The 18,146-nt window shown below is 43.9% G+C and carries 13 protein-coding genes; 2 read left to right on the forward strand and 11 right to left on the reverse strand.

What is annotated here, in order from left to right:
- The first annotated feature begins 31 nt into the window (after positions 1–31).
- Positions 32–820 carry a queuosine precursor transporter gene (locus HUW51_RS24005; RefSeq protein ID WP_185272111.1) on the forward strand — a complete coding sequence of 263 codons (789 nt, stop codon included), beginning with the start codon at positions 32–34 and terminating at the stop codon, positions 818–820.
- Between the two features lie 209 nt (positions 821–1,029).
- A complete protein-coding gene (gene trpS / locus HUW51_RS24010; RefSeq protein WP_185272112.1) occupies positions 1,030–2,010 on the forward strand; it encodes a tryptophan--tRNA ligase in 981 nt (326 codons plus the stop codon).
- Between the two features lie 122 nt (positions 2,011–2,132).
- Here the strand turns inward: trpS and HUW51_RS24015 are convergent, their stop codons facing one another.
- The 11 genes from HUW51_RS24015 to HUW51_RS24065 form a co-directional block, all read right to left on the reverse strand.
- Complete coding sequence (locus HUW51_RS24015; protein ID WP_185272113.1) at positions 2,133–3,647, reverse strand: mandelate racemase/muconate lactonizing enzyme family protein; 1,515 nt, start codon at positions 3,645–3,647, stop codon at positions 2,133–2,135.
- A 674-nt stretch (positions 3,648–4,321) separates the two neighbouring features.
- Positions 4,322–5,254 carry an RraA family protein gene (locus HUW51_RS24020; RefSeq protein ID WP_185272114.1) on the reverse strand — a complete coding sequence of 311 codons (933 nt, stop codon included), beginning with the start codon at positions 5,252–5,254 and terminating at the stop codon, positions 4,322–4,324.
- Between the two features lie 177 nt (positions 5,255–5,431).
- On the reverse strand, positions 5,432–6,364 hold the full coding sequence (locus tag HUW51_RS24025; RefSeq protein ID WP_185272115.1) for an RraA family protein: 933 nt from the start codon (positions 6,362–6,364) through the stop codon (positions 5,432–5,434).
- A 154-nt stretch (positions 6,365–6,518) separates the two neighbouring features.
- On the reverse strand, positions 6,519–6,950 hold the full coding sequence (locus HUW51_RS24030; RefSeq protein ID WP_185272116.1) for a nuclear transport factor 2 family protein: 432 nt from the start codon (positions 6,948–6,950) through the stop codon (positions 6,519–6,521).
- Between the two features lie 67 nt (positions 6,951–7,017).
- Positions 7,018–8,148: a bile acid:sodium symporter family protein gene (locus tag HUW51_RS24035; protein ID WP_228466885.1), complete on the reverse strand. Its 1,131-nt coding sequence runs from the start codon at positions 8,146–8,148 to the stop codon at positions 7,018–7,020.
- Positions 8,149–8,253: 105 nt separating this feature from the next.
- On the reverse strand, positions 8,254–9,753 hold the full coding sequence (locus HUW51_RS24040; RefSeq protein ID WP_185272117.1) for a mandelate racemase/muconate lactonizing enzyme family protein: 1,500 nt from the start codon (positions 9,751–9,753) through the stop codon (positions 8,254–8,256).
- Between the two features lie 75 nt (positions 9,754–9,828).
- Positions 9,829–11,121 carry a mandelate racemase/muconate lactonizing enzyme family protein gene (locus tag HUW51_RS24045; protein ID WP_185272118.1) on the reverse strand — a complete coding sequence of 431 codons (1,293 nt, stop codon included), beginning with the start codon at positions 11,119–11,121 and terminating at the stop codon, positions 9,829–9,831.
- Positions 11,122–11,162: 41 nt separating this feature from the next.
- The gene (locus HUW51_RS24050; protein WP_185272119.1) at positions 11,163–12,128 is read right to left on the reverse strand and encodes an RraA family protein; all 966 of its coding nucleotides are present in this window, start codon (positions 12,126–12,128) and stop codon (positions 11,163–11,165) included.
- 185 nt (positions 12,129–12,313) lie between these two features.
- Entirely contained in the window at positions 12,314–13,831 is a 1,518-nt protein-coding gene (locus tag HUW51_RS24055) for a SusD/RagB family nutrient-binding outer membrane lipoprotein (protein ID WP_185272120.1), read from the reverse strand.
- A gap of 15 nt (positions 13,832–13,846) precedes the next feature.
- Positions 13,847–17,014 carry a SusC/RagA family TonB-linked outer membrane protein gene (locus tag HUW51_RS24060; RefSeq protein ID WP_185272121.1) on the reverse strand — a complete coding sequence of 1,056 codons (3,168 nt, stop codon included), beginning with the start codon at positions 17,012–17,014 and terminating at the stop codon, positions 13,847–13,849.
- Positions 17,015–17,661: 647 nt separating this feature from the next.
- Positions 17,662–18,060 carry a hypothetical protein gene (locus HUW51_RS24065; RefSeq protein WP_185272122.1) on the reverse strand — a complete coding sequence of 133 codons (399 nt, stop codon included), beginning with the start codon at positions 18,058–18,060 and terminating at the stop codon, positions 17,662–17,664.
- Positions 18,061–18,146: the final 86 nt, after the last annotated feature.

An 18,146-nucleotide genomic window follows, 5' to 3' on the forward strand; every position in this document is an offset into this window, starting at 1 on the left:
TCTTCGTGTAAATTGCTGATAAAAATAATTTATGGCTGATATAACTACTCCGGCAAAACATAAGAAAAACACCTTATTTTTAATTTTATGCAGCATTTTTCTGGCTAACGCCTTATTGGCCGAGTTAATTGGGGTAAAAATATTTTCGGCGGAAGCCATATTTGGTTTACCGGGCGCCCAGATTCCGGTACTCTTTGATTTTAAGCTCGATTTTAATTTAACGGCCGGGGTAGTAATCTGGCCCATTGTGTTTATCAGTACCGATATTATTAATGAATATTTCGGGAAAGCCGGGGTTAAAAAAATCAGCATCATTACGGTTCTGCTTATTTTGTACATGTTTTTGATTATTTCGGTAATCAGTGCTTTGCCGCCGGCTCCTTTTTGGCTGGATGTAAACAGCAAAGATGCCGCCGGCAATCCTTTTAATATTAACTACGCTTTTAACAGCATTTTTCGCCAGAGTTCGGGCATTATCATCGGGTCGGTAACGGCTTTTTTAATTTCACAGTTTTTAGATGCTTCGGTGTTTCATTGGCTACGGCGGGTTACCGGCAGCCGCAAAATCTGGTTACGCGCCACGGGCTCCACGCTGGTATCGCAGTTAATTGATTCTCTGGTAGTGTTATTTGTGGCTTTTTACCTGTTTGGTAACTGGCCTTTAAAACAAGTGTTAGCCGTGGCTACCATTAACTACATTTACAAATTTGTAGTGGCCGTGGGGCTTACCCCTCTCCTGTACCTGGCTCATTTCGCCATTGATAACTACTTAGGCCAAAACCTCTCCGAGCAAATCCAAAATGAGGCGGTAGAGATTTAGTTGGAAAGTTTAAAAGTTAAAAGGTTAGAAAGTTGGTTAGATTTTTAAATTTATAATTTTTAGGCTATTGCCAATTTCTATTTAGGATATACATTTTTAGTTTTAATGTTAGCTTGAATACAACTATATCAACTGCGTAACCTTCTAACTTTCCAACCTTTCAACCTTCCAACTAATTAACTAACTTGCCAAAAATTTAAAAAACTAGTATGTCTCGTATTTTAACTGGAATTCAAAGCTCTGGTCGGCCGCATTTAGGCAATTTATTGGGGGCTATTATCCCGGCCATTGCGCTATCTAAGAATTCCGCCAACGATTCGCTGTACTTTATCGCCGATTTACATTCTTTAACCACGGTGCGCGATGCCCAGCAATTACGCGCGAACACGTATGCGGTGGCGGCGGCCTGGTTAGCATTTGGCTTCGATACCGACCGTAACATATTTTACCGCCAATCAGATGTGCCGGAGGTAACCGAGCTTACCTGGTATTTAAGCACGCTTACGCCTTACCCCATGCTGGCCAATGCGCATTCGTTTAAAGATAAATCTAACCGCTTAGCCGATGTAAACGCGGGGTTATTTACTTACCCGGTGTTAATGACTGCCGATATTATTTTGTATGATGCTGAGTTTGTGCCGGTTGGAAAAGACCAGATTCAACACCTGGAAATTGCCCGCGACATTGCTACTGCTTTTAACAATACGTACGGCGAAACTTTCGTGATTCCGCAGGCCCGCGTGGATGAAAACGTAATGACTATTCCCGGCACGGATGGTACTAAAATGAGTAAGTCGTACGGCAATATCATTGATATCTTTGTGGATGATAAAGCCTTGCGCAAATCGGTGATGTCGATTATTTCGGACAGCAAAACGTTGGAAGAACCTAAAGATCCGGAAAACGATACTACATTTACTTTATATGCCTTGTTAGCATCGCCGGAAGAAACTGAGAAAATGCGCGCTAATTACCTGGCCGGTAATTACGGCTACGGCCACGCAAAACAAGCTTTATACGAACTGATTATTACTAAATTTAAAAAAGAACGGGAGCTGTTTAATTACTACATGAACAACCTGCCTGAAGTAGACCAGAAATTGGCCGAAGGTGCCGCCAAAGCCCGGGCCATCGGCTCGCAGGTACTCGCGCGGGTACGGCAAAAATTAGGTTATACTACACAATCATAGTGTTAAATAATTCAGCAATCTTCAATTTTTAAATTTTACGTTTTTTTATCACATAACCCAATATAAGAAAGCCGGAACATGTTCCGGCTTTCCTTTTTTACAGCGTTATATTATTATAATGTTTAACTAAAAATCCGGTCATGGGAGCGTCTTTCGTTCCACTCGGGTGTTGGTCCAAAGTAGCTGGTATCTTCTTTATGCAAGTGCTGTTTCATAACTTCGTCGTTTAACTCTATGCCTAAGCCCGGGGCATCCAGAGGTACGTGCGCGTAACCTTTGGTGTATAAAGGTTGTTTACCCACCATTTTTACTAAAGTGGGCCACCACGGATTATCTACTACCTGATTAGGTACTTCTAAGGCTAAAACGTTTTGAGTAGCAGCAGCACTGTGCACGTTGGCCATAAAACAAACCGGGGTGCCGGCAAAGTGCAGCCCCATGGCAATGCCTTTTTCTTCGGCGTAATCGCCAATTTTTTTGGTTTCCAGAATACCGCCAGAACTTCCCATGTCTGGTTGCACAATATCTACGGCGTGCACATCGCAGAGCTGCTGGAAAGTTTCTTTCAAGTAAATATCTTCGCCGGTCATGGTGGGCGTTGTAATGGCATCGGTAATGGTTTTGAGTTGCTCGGTGCTGTCCCAGGGCACAAAATCTTCCAGCGAAGCCATCCGAAACGGTTCCAGTGCCCGCGCAACCCGGATGCAGTTATTCACGTCAAAGTGCCCCATGTGATCGGCGGATAAAGGAACTTCGTAACCCACAATAGAACGAATGGTATCCACGTATTTGGCCAGCAAGTCCAGTCCTTTATCGGTAACCTGGATGGCGGTAAACGGATGGCGCGTACTTTGGTAAGATCCAAAACTCAGATCGTCGGTGCCGAAGCCAGGCACAAACTTAGTATTTACCGTAGTGCCTAAAATACTGCTGTATACCTGGATACCCGGGTGCATTTTTAACCAGGTAAAACCTTGTTCCTCCATTCGGTGTTTGATATCGGCTTTAAACTTGGCTACATCCATGTTAGTTACCGAATGGCCCGGCACGTACGAATACAAACGCACTTTGTCGCGGTAGCGCCCACCTAATAACTGCCACACCGGCACACCGTATGCTTTGCCGGCTAAATCCCAAAGTGCCATTTCCACACCACTTACGCCGCCACCCAAACGGCCATGGTTGCCAAATTGTTTAATAATTTTAAAAAGCATTTCTACGTTGCAGGGATTTTGCCCTAAGAGCCGACTTTTTAAAAATAAGGCGTAACGGGCATCTCCCCCATCCCGCACTTCGCCTAAGCCGTAAATGCCTTGGTTGGTATCAATCCGGATAATAACGTTGCGGGCATTGGTAAACGAAGTACCGTTGCTCACGGTAGCGTAGCGCATATCCGTAATTTTTAATTCCGAAGGGTTTGAAGCGCGGTTTACCTGGGCAGTACTAAGCGCCAGCGTATCTTCCAGCGATGCGCTTCGGAAACCCGCCAGGGAAATACCACCCAACATGGATTTTTTTAAAAAATTCCGCCGGTTGTCGTTCGTAAACGGGTTATTGAGCTCGGCTAATTGGGCGGCTTTCTGGCTTTTTTCCTGCGCGAGGTTAGCCCCCATTATTTGTTGTAAAATACGCTTCATTGGCTCTATACGGTTTAATGTTGGAATGAGGATGGTACCGGAATAAAACTGAAATCAGGAAATAAATTAAGCTACAGAGAAGAAAAGCTGGAATCTCTTCCAGCTTTTCTTATTTACATTTAAAAACTGAGATAGGTACACCATACAACTGATACCTTATCTATAATCAAAGTTTACCTAAACACAACCTGCGCAAAAGTGGGCAGTGTGAGGACACTGCCAACGGGCGGGATGAAGCAGCCTATTATATTCTCCCAAATACGCGGTGCTGCTTTTGTGCAATCACAAGTAACTTTCATTTTTGGCGCCCTTGTTTCTATCAAGTGTCGCTTTTTATGTCTCCGTTTGTTGTTACTTGTGTTTAGTGCTATCGTTAATGTCTTCACAAACAACTTTCAAGTGCTAGTCACAAGAACACTCACCTTGGCCGTTGCGATTAGTTGCGATGCGACTGTTTTTTTCTCCACAAACAGCTTTACATTATTTCTAGTGCCGTCGTTTGTCTCTTCGCAAACAATCTCCAGACGGGCAGCGTGAAAACGGTTATTGGCTTAACGGCATTATTTCACTGCCGCAGTTTGTGTCTTCACAAACTGCTTTACTGTTATTCACAAATATTTAAAAAAAGTAAAAAGTCTGGCTTCTAGTGTCTAGCTACTAGCGTCTAATTCTACCTACCAGGTTCTTTTGCTCATCATTTTGTCTACTTCGGCTTTGGTCATGGTGCCCATTTCGGGGTGCTGCCCTAACCATTTCAGAAAATCGTTCTTTAGCTGGTCGTTCCACTGGCTATCAATCTGGCCCGCCGAGTACTTGCCGGCTTTAATCATTTCGAAACCAAACTTGTCTTTCCGGATTACGAATTCGCAGGTGCTAATTACTTGTTCGGCCAAATGCGCCGGAATAAACAATACGCCTTCGCGCTTAGCAATTACTAAATCGCCGGGCATTACCATTACGTTGCCCATCCGGATGGGGGTATTTAAACCCGTTAACACACTGCCTTCTAAAAACGACGGGTGCCAATCGCGTACAAAAGCGTTGAAGCCTTTAATGGTTTGAATTTCTTCCAGGTCTCGGGCAGCAGCGTTAAACACCACACCATTACCCGATTTGTTGTAAATAGAATTAGCCAGAGTAGCGCCCATTAAAGTACCGCCGTTTATTTTGCCGAAGCCATCAGCCACGTACACGTCGCCTTTTACTAATACATCAATCGGCCAGGAGTTAGAAGCGCCTTTGCGGCCTTGCACTTTTTGGCCACGGTCCAGAATGCTTTTTTCTACATCGGGGCGGCTGGGCATAAACTGAGCGGTTACCGCCCGGCCCACTACCGGCGTTACATCGTCTACAGTTTTCCAGTTACCTTCGTATTGGTTCAGGTAGCCTTCATTTTTTAAAACGGTCCAAGCATCGGCAATACCTACTTTTTTTGCTCTTTCCAGTAAGCTTTCTGCTACTTTCGGGCGGCCGTCCGGGAAACGTTCCCCCTTCCACTCCGAGGTTAAAAAAGTAAGTTCTTCTTTCGAAATTGTTTGGGCTTGTAATGATTGAAAACCGAAAAGGCTTACAGCAGAAAGGACTACGAATGAAATTTTAAAATTCATTAGGGTTTGTAATTAAATGAATGATTGGTAAAAAACAAGCTGGTTAGTTAGCTTCATCTGCAGACAGATTTGGCTAACTAACCAGGCTATAATCTTATGAAATAAAAGACCAAATAAAAAACAAACGCAAAATTTTAAAAAAGCATCTGTTTAAAAGCAACAATAAGCTTTTGTTGATTAATGACCTTTGGCTAAGTAAGCTTCAATGTCTTTCTTCGTGATAGCCAGTTTTTTTGGATACTTGCCAATCCAGGTTCTAAACTCATCTTTAATTTTATCAGACCAATCGCCGTGAATTTCGCCGGACGGATATTTGCCCTGGGTTAACAGCACCCGCTCAAACTCGTCGCGCAAAGCCGTCATTTCCGAAGCCGAAACTAAACCCTCTACTAAGTGCGCCGGAATAAATACCACGCCGTATTCGTTGGCAAAAACCACGTCGCCGGGGAAAACAGTTACCTCACCAATGCGGATGGGGGCGTTAATGGAAGCCGGAGTCATGTCTTTAATGTACGACGGATCGTGGCCTTTTACCCAGGCGTTAAAACCTTTGGTATCTTTTAGTTCCTGCATATCGCGGATGGAGCCATAGAAAATAACGCCTTTGCCGGTTTTGCCGTAAATCGCGTTTCCTAAACTGGAGCCAATTAAAGTACCGTCTTTTACTTTACCGTAACCATCGGCCACGTAAATATCGCCTTTGGTTAAAATATCGATGGGCCAAATGTTAATCCCCCCTTTTTGCGAACGGCCTTCGGCTTTGCCCTGGGCTCTTACTAAACTATCCAGATCGGGGCGGGTAGGCATAAATTGCGCGGTAACTACGCGGCCCGTCATGGTTTCGCCAGGTTTTAAAATAACCCAGTTTTTTTCTACCTGGTTGCGGTAGCCTTTATTGCCCAAATAACCCCAGATTTGCTCTAAAGTACAGTTCTGCAAGCGTTCCAAAACTAAATCCGATACTTTGGGGCGGCCATCCGGAAAGCGTTCGCCTTTCCAGTTAGCGGTTAAGGCTTTTACTGTTTCGGGTGTGGAACCCACCCGCACCTGTGCATTTGCGAATAATCCGCTAAAAACAAAAGCGCCAACAAGTAATAGTTTTTTATTCATTATCCTGAAAATTTAAAAATTTAAGAAAATGTAACTCAGTTGTAATATGCTTTGCAATAGGCTGCTGTTAAATTGTTTAGGCTATAAAACAACAGGCAAATTTTGCCGGGTAGCGCCCAAACCAGCGCAGCAGAAAATTTAAAATTTTAAAAATTTATGGCACCCTAAAAGCCTGGCGGGCCAGTAATTTCCATTTTCCTTTTTGCTTTTGCCAAACCAGTAAATTCCGGATTTTGATTTCGCCGGGAGTGCCGTTGTTGGTTATTTTGGCGTTAAAGGCATGCCGCACCAAAGCCGTATTACCCGCCACCCGGATGGTTTGATCTTGTAAATCAATAATATTAAACTTAATCGGGTCGTGGAGTACGCCATTCACAAAAGCAGCTTTGTCTTCTACTTTCCCGCTGGAGTGCCCGTAACTCAGCTCCTCAGCCGTAATCGATTCCAGCAAATTTTTATCGGCGGTGGTTAAGGCATTTTTAAAAATTTCTACGGCTTCGGCTACTTGCTTTTCTTCGGCGGTTTGTGCCCAACTACCCCAGGAAAGTCCTACCCAAAGGAGGCACAAGACATATATTTTTTTCATCTAAAAATCTGCAATTTTAAAAAATTTAAATTTTACAGGTTCCTGGATTTTACCTGACGCATGTTGCTTAAGATTTAACAGCCAGCTCGTTTACTTCCAGGTTTAAGGTTTCCTCGTCGTCGCGGGGTGGTTTGCGGTGCCAGTAAGAAGCCAGGATGGAGCCGGTGATGTTCATTAACGGACCAAACACCGCGGGTGCTAAACCAATGGTAGCGGCTTTTCCCATTTCTTTGGCCAAACCAGACGCTAAACCACCGTTTTGCATACCCACCTCAATGGCAATGGTACGGGCATCGCGCTCTTTTAAACCAAACAAACGACCAATCCAGTAGCCGAACATATAACCACCGGTATTATGAATAAGGGCACAAACGATTAAAGCCGGACCAATAACAATCAGGTTATCGCGGCCAGCCGCCGTAATAATGGTAATAATAAAAGCAATCCCGATCATCGAAACCAAAGGCATGGCTTTATCTACCCAGTCGGCTTTGCCTTTAAAAAATTTATTAAACAACAACCCGCCACCTATTGGGAAAATCACCATTTTCACGATATCCCACATCATATCTAGAACATCCACCGCCACAAACTGACCACCTAAAATTTTCATCCACATAGGAGTTAAAAAAGGAGCCAGTAAGGTGGCCACTGCAGTAAGGGTTACCGATAAGGCCAGGTTAGCATTAGCCAGGTACGACATAACGTTTGACGCTAAGCCGCAAGGCATACTGCCAATCAAAACAACGCCCGCCGCAATTTCTGGCGGAAAACCAAACGCTTTGGCCAAAGAAAATCCCAGCAAAGGCATTACGGTAAAGTGCCCTACTAAGCCAATTAATACCGCTTTCGGCATTTTTAAAACGCCGGCAAAATCTTTCAGGCCCATTTCGGTGCCCATGCCAAACATAATAATTTGAATAAGTGGCGTAATGAGCGTGGCAAATTTAAATCCGTTTACTTCCACGAAATACTGCGGAAAATTAAGCGCGGTAGTTACGGCCGCAAATATCATCATGGTATAGGCAAAGCCTTTGGTTACGGCAAAGCCCCGGAAACCAACGCCCAAGGCCACAAAAAACAAGATAAATAAGGGACCAGACTGCGCATTGTTCCCGCTAAATATCATGGCAAGCGCCACCAGAAGAGCAACAGCGGCTATCCCTAAGGCTACTTTATGAATACTATTCTTTTTCAAGGTATAAACTGTTATGCGTAATAGATATTTTTTAGTACTGCCTGGTATTTTAAAAATTTAAAAAATAAAGCGGAAGGTAGTGCTACCATCCGCTTTATTTTAAGATTAACTGAATATACGGTCATGCGAACGTCTTTCGTCCCACTCTTTGGTTGGGGCAAAAAACGTTTTATCTCTTTTATCCAAGTGTTGTTTTACCACATCTTCGTTTAACTCAATGCCTAACCCAGGAGCTGATAACGGCACATTGGCGTAACCTTTGGTAATCATTTTTCTACCATCGGTAGTTTTAACTAAACTTTCCCACCACGGTAAATCTACGGAGTGGTGCTCCAGCGCCAGGAAGTTTTGGGTAGCGGCGGCACAATGCACGTTTGCCATAAACGAAACCGGCGTACCAGCCTGGTGCATGGCCATGGCAATACCCGCTTCTTCAGCGTAATCGCCAATGCGCTTGGTTTCCAGCAAACCACCGGAGCTCGCTAAATCCGGGTGAATAATATCTACCGCTTTTTTATCAATCAACGGCTTAAAGTATTTCAGCAAGTAAATATCTTCGCCGGTAGTAGTTGGGGTTTCCAATGCGTCCGATATGGTTTTCCATTGGTCGGTATATTCCCAGGAGATGATATCTTCTAACCAGGCTAAGCGGTATTTTTCTAAAGCTTTACCTAACCGTATACCATTGTTATGGTCGAAGTGGCCGTAGTGGTCCGTAGAAATCGGAATATCGTAACCCACCATGCTGCGCACATTTTCGGCAATTTTAGCTAATTCCTCAAAACCTTTATCGGTAATTTGAATTTGCGTGAATGGGTGCAAGGTATTGCCATAAGACATGTAATTGCTTTGATCGCCCCACTGCGCTAAGTTACCTTGCGCATTTTCCCAGAATTTAGAGTTAACTACCGTGCCAGGTTTGCCTTTTAATTCGCCAATAGAAATATCCATTTTCAGCCAGGTATAACCTTGATCCTCTGTCCGGAACTTAATTAATTTGGCTTGTTCTTCTGGTGAGCCCGCTTCCGGCGTATCGGCGTATAAACGCACTTTATCGCGGTAGCGGCCACCTAATAACTGCCATGCTGGTACGTTATACGCTTTACCACATAAATCCCAAAGGGCCATTTCTACGGCGCAAACACCACCAGCCTGCCGGCTTTGACCACCAAACTGTTTAATGGCTTTAAAAATCATTTCCACGTTACAAGGGTTCATGCCCAATATGCGGCTTTTCAGCATTAACGCATACCGTGGATCGGCCCCGTCCCGTACTTCACCTAAACCATAAATACCTTGGTTGGTATCAATCCGGATGATTGCGGTACCGCCCAACACGCTGGTTAAGGCATAACGCATATCCGTAATTTTCAACTCCGAAGGATTTGATGCCCGTTTAACTTTAGAAGTAGTTTGAGCAATGGTATCTTCAAAAGAAAGGCCCATAAAAGCACCCAGCGAGATACCGCCTAAAGCTGATTTTTTTAAAAAAGAGCGGCGACTGTCTGAGGTTTGCGGATCATTTATTTCGGCCTGCATGGCGTCGGCCGTTTCTTTCTCCTGTTGTTTGTTTTGGGCAATAATCTTCTGTAAAATGCTTTTCATAAAGTTTTAAATAGTTAGGCGTAATGAAAATAAAATTTTAAAAAATTAAAGTTTAGAAGTTTAAGCAGGGTTCTTTTACACAAAGAATGGTATATCCTTCGGGTGGTATTTTTTCAAGCCTTCTTCGTTGATATCTACCCCAACACCGGGCTTATCGGAAACGGTAAGAAAACCTTTTTCTATGAATGGTTTGTCGTATTTTACAACATCCTTGTAAATCTGCTCCGTATCCATGTACGTTTGCCACTCCAGAATATGGAAGTTTGGCACCGAAGCACAAACGTGGGCTGATGCCATCGCCCCTAGGAAAGTAGCCACCATGTGCGGCGAGAAAGGCACGTAATACAAGTTTGCTAAATTAGCAATGCGTTGGCCTTCGCCTAAACCACCTACTTTCTGTAAATCCGGCATGATAATATCCACGCCGCCATCAGCTAAAACCTTGGTAAAGCCATAAGCTAAATACATGTTTTCGCCGGCACAAATAGGAGTAGAAGTGCTTTTGGTAATTTCTTTGTACACGTCCATGTTATCGGCCGGAATGGGCTCCTCTAAAAACATCAGGTTTAAAGGCTCCATCAATTTAGCTACCCGGTGGCCCGTGGTGGCATCGTAACGGCCGTGCATATCCACGCAAATATCAATCTTGGGTCCTACCGATTTCCGAACTGCGGCAATGGCATTGTACATCCGGTCTAGCTCAGCGGGGCTGGCGGTCCAGTTATAACGGTCGTATTTGTTTGGGTCGTTGCCTTCATCAATATCAAACTTAACTGCGGTATACCCTTTATCCACGGCTCCTTTTGCCGATTTGGCGTAATCATCGGGGGTTGGGTTGCGGGAGGTATACAGTGCAGTGTCGCAGTACACCCGAATCTTATCACGGAATTTACCGCCTAGTAATTGGTAAACGGGCAGAGCTAACGCTTTACCGGTAACATCCCAAAGAGCGGATTCAATGGCTCCCATTACGGCTACATAAACCCCCGATTGGGCACCACCAAAGAAAGCACCTTTCCGTAAATCTTCCTGAATGCGGTTGGGATTTAATGGGTTTTGGCCTTTTAGGCGGTTGCCCATTTGCTTTACCATATAGTAGGTTCCGGCAACGGCATCTACCCCTTGCCCCCATCCTACAATGCCTTGGTTAGTCGAAATCTTGACAATTAAATCGTGGCCACCTTTAATAAAAGCGCAGGTTACATCGGTAATTTTCAGATCAGAGGGAGCGGAAGCGTGCGACGTTCTTTCTTTAGCACCAACCAAACCAGTACCCGCCGAAGCAAGAGCCGGAGCACCTAACAGACCAGCAGCCCCAGCCATTGAAAGCTTACCTAAAAAGGAGCGTCGATTTTGTTTATTTAACATATATTTTAAATTATGAATTTGCTACGTGTTTAGGTTAAATTTTAAAAAACATTATTAACACTACTGGTTGCTATAATTTCCTCTACCTGAGCTTTAGCAACCGGTAATTTTATTTTTTTATTATTCACGCTGGCTTTTAACCAGCCCAGGTAATCTTTCTGAATTTCCGGTGGCCAGTTTGCGTCCATTTGTCCGGCAGTATATTTGCCTTCGGCGGTACGAATATGGGCAAACATGTCTTCGAGGCGGGTTTTTTCAGATGCTTTCACTACTTTTTCGGCCAGGTGCGGCGGAATAAAAATCACTACCCCTTCTTTGCCCAACACCACATCGCCCGGCATTACCGTTACCTGCCGAATGCGGGTAGGTTGGTTAATGCCCATGATCATGGTATTTAAATCGCTGCGCGGGTTATGGTAAGTAGGGGAATAACTAGTTACATAGGAAGTAAATCCACCCATGTCTTTCAGCCCTTCAATATCCCGGATGGCACCATCGTAGATAATACCATTCCCAGATCTCCGGTAAATATCGGCGGCTACGCGGTCGCCAATGGTGGGGCCGTTTTTGTGCAAGCCAAACTGACTTCCCACATATACATCGCCTTTTTGCAATTGCTCTACTCCCCAAACGTTTTGGTTCCGGCGGCCTTCTTTTTTACCGCGCTCGTCTATTACTTTCCACATATCCGGGCGATACGGCATAAAAGTAGTGGTAAAAGCACGGCCAACCAGTACGCTGTCCGGATTAATCCGAACGGGCCAGTCCTCCGCTAATTGGTAAGTAAATTGCGCACCCACCATCGTGGCCCAGGCTTCTTCAATACTTACTGCTTTCATGCGTTTCAGAATATCATCCGAAACTTTAGGTCGGCCATCCGGGAAGCGCTCGCCTTTCCACTCAGGCGTAAGGAAATTTAATTCTTCTTTCGAAATCTGTTGCGCTTGCGTTAAAGAAACAGGAATTAAAAAACAGGATAATAACAGTAGGGTAAATACTTTTTTCATTAGCCAGATAATCAAATGCGGGTACAAAACTTGCGCTAAACAGCAGTAAGGTATAATAGCAATTCTATAGGAATTCTGTTGTTTTACCTTAAAACTGAATTAACCTTGATTTAAAGTTGATAGAAAAGGAAAAAATTTAAAAAACCGCCCGCTACCTGTTGGCAAACAGGCGGTTTTTTAAATTTTTATTTATCCCAAAACAAACGGGTACCCAGCACATTTGGCCCCATGCGCGTGATAGCTTCGTTCACGTTAGCCTGGTTCACCGATACTTCGCGGTTTGGATACACTAAGCGGCGGATAAAACCTCCTTTAACGGAAACATCTTCGCCCGGATAGTTAATAGGCTGCAATCTTGGCAACTCGGTACGGCGGAAGTTAGCCCAAGCTTCGGACCAGCTCCGGAAAGAAGCTACCCAGTACTGCGTATTAATTTGCTCCAAAGCTGTTGCCGGGTCATATAAAATGCCCGGTTGTTGCACGTAAGCATTTTTTACTTCTTCGGGTATGTTAATGGTAGCATCATAACCTTTTAGTTGATCCATGTGACCTTTGATTCCATTTTCGTAATAGGTCTTGGCATCACCGTCAATAAATCCTCTTTGGGCTGCTTCGGCTAATAATAATTGGGTTTGGGCGAAGGTTACCAAAAACTCCGGCGAATTTTGATTTAATACCGTATTGCGGCGGAATTGCGAATAGGCATCCAAAGAACCGCGATAACCCGGAGCTGTAGGCAAGGTTACATCGGAATAACCGTAAGGCAGGCCAAACTGATCAGCCAAATTGGTATTCATCTCACCACCAGTATCGGAACCGCGTTGCGAATACCGCACTACAATGTAAGGCGACCGGGGATCGTTGTAAGTTTTCAGGAAATTAACGAATGGCTCACCGGCGAAGAAGTTAGCTCTTTCGGTAGCAGTAAGTCCGGCAGTGGTGGGGTGCACATAAGCCGGCGAGTTAAACCGCACGTAAGCATTATCATCGTTCGAAGCCATTAATGGACCAGCCACAGCTTTATCTACCCATTGGTCGGCTTTAGCCGGATCTAATTCGGTGAAGCGCATGGCTGCCCGCAACAAGATAGAGTTGCCTAATTTCTTCCACTTTTCAATGTTGCCGTTGTAGAAAATATCGCCTCCTACTACAGTTGGTTTAGCTGGATCCAGAGCCGCCGTAGCTTCTTCTAATTCCTTCAGAATATCATCGTAAATGGCTTTTTGGTCGTCGTACTTCGGCAGGTAAGTGCTTTCCAGAAAACCTTTACCGGCTTGGAAGTAAGGTACGTCGCCGTAGGTATCTACCAGCACAATAAAGTTGTAGGCCTTTAAAATCCGGGCCATGTTGTAGATGTTACTCTGCGCCGGATCAGCCTTGGTTTTTTCAATAATGGCTACAGTATTGCGCACCGGTCCTTCGTACAAGCCGTTCCATAAAGAGCGGGTGTTGGCATCGTTGAGTACGTTGTGGTTACCAGCCTCTACTACCCCGGTAAAAGGCGTATTTACTTGTTGTACAATATTGCCTTCGTAAAAATGCATGGACTGGTTACCCGATGCAAATTGGGCATTGTTTAACAAATAAACCGGATCGAGATCAGTAGCTTGGTTCGGGTTGGTATTAATTTCTTCGAAATCCTTGTCGCAGCTACTCACGCTTAACAACAGAGCGGCAAAGGCCAGGGATATATATTTTTTCATGTAAATCATAATTGCTTAAAGCTTAATGTTAATGTTTAAACCATAACTGCGGGTGGTAGGCAGGGCGTGCGCCTCTAAACCAGTGTTAAGGTCAGATGCGGAGAACTGTGTTTCCGGATCCAGATTGTCGACGTATTTTTTAATGATGAGCACGTTGTTTACAAAGGCATTCAGGGATAAACCTTTCACGAAAGATTTGTTCACGAACCGCGATAAGTCATAGCCTAAGGACAAGGTTCTCCAACGCACGAAGCTGGCGTTGTAAACAAATGGGGTGGTTACGTTTACACTGCGGTAGTTATTGTAAAATTCTTGGGCTGGTACCGGAGTAGTATTTGGCGTACCATCGGCATTTACCGCATCTGGCATTACTACACCACCTTCGCGGCCAACCAAAGATGCTTTGTGCAAGCCGTGACGGTACCAGTTAAAGTTAGAGTTAGAGATTAACTTATGACCGGCTTTGAAATCGATCTGAGCAAACAAGCGGAATCCTTTAAAATTAACGGTGTTTAACCAACCGCCGGTGTGGGTAGGAATAGCGCTGCCATAAGTTACCAGATTACCTTGTGAGAAACGGCCATTGGCAGTTTCTATCTGACCTTGCGCATTGCGTTTGTAATCAAAGCCGCGTAAGGAAGCTAAAGGCTTACCCACTTCGTGCGATACGTAACCGATGAAGGCACCTAAATCCTGGGCATTGGCCACATCAAAACGAGCTTGATTATTAGCTAACTCCAGTACTTCACTTTTGTTAATGGTAAAGTTAAAGGCACTGGTCCAGGTAATAGCATCGTTGCGTACGGGTTCTAAAGTTAATAAAGCTTCAATACCCTGGTTTCTTAATTTACCTACGTTTACTTTGGTTTGGTTAAAACCAGACGTGTTCGAGATATCTACGTTCAGGATTTCATCTACAGTGTTTTTCCGGTAAACGCTAAAGTCTAAGTTAATGCGGTTATCCAGGGTTCTTAACTCAATACCAGCTTCGGCTTCGCGTACGCTTAGTGGGCGTAAATTCGGGTTCGGGCTAACAGAACCAGAGATGTTACCTAAAGCGTAGTTGCTGCCATTTATTGATAATGGGTTGGCGTTGATGTTATAGAACAAAGCGTTAGAATACGGATCGGTGGCACCACCTACTTCGGCGTAAGCTACCCGCACTTTACCGTAGTTTAACCAGGCTGGCAAACTAGGGAACGCTTGGCTGAATACGAAGCTGGAGCTAATAGATGGATACAGGTAGTTATTTGATTTTGGGTTTAACGTAGAGAACCAGTCATTACGGCCCGTTAAATTTAAAAACAAGTAATTATTGAACGAGAAATCAACGGTACCAAACAAGGAGTTAACCCGGTTCTGTGAATAAGAAGCTACCGGCTCTTTTACCTGGCCGTTGCCTATGGTATAGAGGTCGCGCACGTAGAAGTTAGTTACCGAAGTACCAATGCTGGTAGTTTTAATATCCATGGAGTTACCACCGAAAGTTGCATCAATACCAAACTTACCAAACTCGCGGTTAGCCCCGATTAAGAAGTCTAAGTTGCGCTCCCGGAAAGTATTCTCTCTCTGGTAGAAGTTACCGTTAAACCCGGTAGTTGCCGATACTAAGAAAGCGGTACCTGTAGGGCGGTTGGCATTGTACGGGTTGGTGAAATAATCCTGTCCTACCCGGCCTTGAGCGTATAACCACGGGGTAAACTGATAACGAATAGACGCATTACCAAAAATCCGGTCGCGGCGGTTTTCTTCTAAACGTTTGTTAATGGTCCAGTACGGGTTCGTCCGGTTAGTAAAACGGGAAGGGTGGATTTCGTTACCAGCGGCATTCTGATAAGCTGCTTCTAGCCAGGCTACATCAATACTGTTGGCAATGGTATAAACAGTTTGGTTAATGTTATAATCCTGCTGTGCTACTACCGGCGGGTTTTTGGTGTACTCGTTCGAATAGTTGGCGTTAAACTGAGTCGATAATTTATCCGTCAGGTTATAGGTTAAGCCAAAATTTAAAATTTTCTTGTTGTACTCCGAGTTCGGGATAATGCTGTTGGCATCGGTGTTGGCAAAAGATAAACGGAAGTTCCCTTTATCGCTGCCACCGCTTAAAGCAACGGAATTAGTCCAGGTGGTACCGGTGCGGTAAAAATCTTTTACCCGGTTTTTATACGGGCTGTACGGATGTAACTGACCATCTACCGCAATAGTAGGTTGGCCATCAAAGCGTTCGCCGAAGCTCCATGTACCGGTACCGGTAGATGGACCACGGGCTGCGTTCGGGCCGCCTTCAAGTACTTGCGGCCGGATGCCGTTTTCTCCCTGACCGTATTCATACTGAAAATCCGTATAATCTAAAGCTTGGTCGGCCTGGAAGTTAGAGTTAACCTCTACCCCAATACCAGTTTGGCCTTTACCCGATTTGGTAGTAATAATAATAGCGCCATTGGCTGCTCTAAAACCGTACAGTGCCGAAGCTGCTGCTCCTTTTAATACGGTCATGGACTCAATATCGTCGGGGTTAATGCTTTGCAAACCATCGCCGGTATCAGTACGGGCTTCACCGTTAAAGCCAGTGCCGCCGCTGTTGGCCGAGCCGCCGGTAGAGTTGTTAATCGGCACGCCGTTTACAATAATCAATGGCGAGTTATTTGCCCCAAAAGAAGCTTGGCCCCGGATCCGGATTTTAGAAGAACCGCCCGGACCGCTTGGTGGCGCTTGTACCTGTAAACCAGGCACTTTACCTACCAGGCTATTACCCACGTTGGTAGTGCGGGTGGTAGTTAATTGCTCGGTATTTACCGTAGAAGTGGCATAACCTAATTTCTTGGCATCGCGCTTAATACCAAAAGCCGTTACAACTACTTCTTCCAGAGCTTCCGAATTTTCTTCCAGCACAATATTAATGGTAGTTTGATTGCCTACTGCAATTTCGCGGTTGGTGTAACCAATATAACTAACTACTAAAGTGGCATTATCCGGAACGTTTAAACTAAATTTTCCTTCTGCATCGGTAGTAGTACCGGTAGTGGTGTTTTTAACCAGGATAGTTGCTCCGATAATAGCCTGCTTGTCTTTGGCCGAAGTAACGGTTCCGGTAATTTGCCTTCCTTGGGCCTGAACATTTATTGCCCCGAAGACTCCCAGGCAAAATGTTAGCAAGTAAAAAATGAGTCTAGATTTGTGCATACACTTTTTATTTAAATTAATTGAATGGTTTATTAACTAAAAGAATCTGTTGCTCGTCCGGTTACTTACTTTTTGTTTTTAAACCCTTCTGTTGGCCTAGTTTTTTGTTATTGCGGCAGCCTTACATAAAAAGACAGCTTAAACTAATATAACCCTAAACGTAGCAGAAAGCGCTCTAACATCTTGTTTATATAATATTTAACTAAAATCCGGGTTTCACTAAAATATTATTTTTAAAAAAATACTATTGTTGAAAATTTAACTAATTCGATGCTTAAAATTTGAAAAATAATTAATTTTAAGAAGCATTCTACCCTACTGTTTAGCAATTTTCTAAAACACGATCTAACAAATATATTACTTATTGTAAAAAATACAATAGTAAAAATTAATTAAATTTAGGTATAATTTATACTTCTAAGCAGATAGGGTATCACTTTACTGTTAGTATCATTTTAAGAAAAAACAGCAATATGCCATCGTGTATATAAACCCTTAGAATAAGTGCAAAGGCACTCGGAAATACAATTTATAAAAGAAGGTGGGCTTTGGCGAAAATACGAATAGCTTCAAGGGGTAAAAGTAAAAAGTCCGGCGTGGGTAAACCACACCGGACTTTTTTAAAATAATACGTTAGTTACGGCAAATTAAGCTTTCCAAACTTCCTTCCGCACGTTTTTACCAACAGATAAAACCAAACGCGTTGGGTTAGGTACTAAAACTAACCGGGCTTCCCGGTCCGGGTATTCTTCCGTATCTACCCAAACCCCTTCTTTCGCCGAAATCGTGGTGTTATCGTCGGTGGCCAGTTGGGTGGGCAAATAAGCAGTTGGCAATAAAACATCCGTATCCGGACAAACTTTATCGTGTACCTGGGTTAAAATATCTTCTAAATAATCGCCAAATCTTTCATTAAAATCATCTTCCAGATCGTGCAGTTCTTCTTCCACTTCATCGTACCGGTCATCGTCGTAAGTGAGCTGCCCTAGTTCCTGCTTTTTTTGAATAATGGCTACAAGGGATGAATTTAATTCATTCGTGTTCATGTGTGCATGCTATGATTTCTACAAATTTTAAAACATGTATCAGCAATTGCAAGTAAATACCAAATAATTTAAAACGGCAATCCGCA

The organism is Adhaeribacter swui (assembly GCF_014217805.1).
Classification (GTDB): Bacteria; Bacteroidota; Bacteroidia; order Cytophagales; family Hymenobacteraceae; genus Adhaeribacter; species Adhaeribacter swui.